Genomic DNA, 295 nt, shown 5'->3' with positions numbered 1-295 from the left:
AATATAACCCAAAATATTATTCCCGTAGATGTTAAATCTGCGGGAATTTTTTATATGAATGTATTTGATAATTCGTAATTATTATCTGTTGAACTAAAAGGTATAGACTTATTAATCCTCTATTAATAAGCTTTTGCTTTCAACATGTCTTCAAAATAATGAATCAACAATGTTCTTTCAGCATCAGAAAGATTCGCTTCTTTATGGTATACGATATAACCGGGTAACGGCATCATCTTATTTTGAATTGTTTCAGTGGCTCTGGTCAGCATATTGGTCTTTAAATCCTTGTTAT

The 295-nt window shown here is 30.2% G+C and carries 1 protein-coding gene; it reads right to left on the bottom strand.

From position 1 onward, the window contains the following. Window positions 1-122: 122 nt before the first annotated feature. The gene (locus SCA31_RS22920) at window positions 123-272 is read right to left on the bottom strand and encodes a heme-binding domain-containing protein (protein WP_410699341.1); all 150 of its coding nucleotides are present in this window, start codon (window positions 270-272) and stop codon (window positions 123-125) included. Between the last annotated feature and the right edge of the window lie 23 nt (window positions 273-295).

Origin of the sequence: Chryseobacterium sp. SIMBA_028, assembly GCF_046535285.1 — a bacterium.
Lineage (GTDB): Bacteria > Bacteroidota > Bacteroidia > Flavobacteriales > Weeksellaceae > Chryseobacterium.
Note: the sequence above shows the minus strand (reverse complement) of the source record. Positions and strands in the feature narration are given on the sequence as shown.

Coding starts and splice junctions, on each gene's coding strand:
- SCA31_RS22920 (WP_410699341.1), bottom strand. CDS start 272: ATGCTGACCAGAGCCACTGAAACAATTCAAAATAAGATGATGCCGTTA.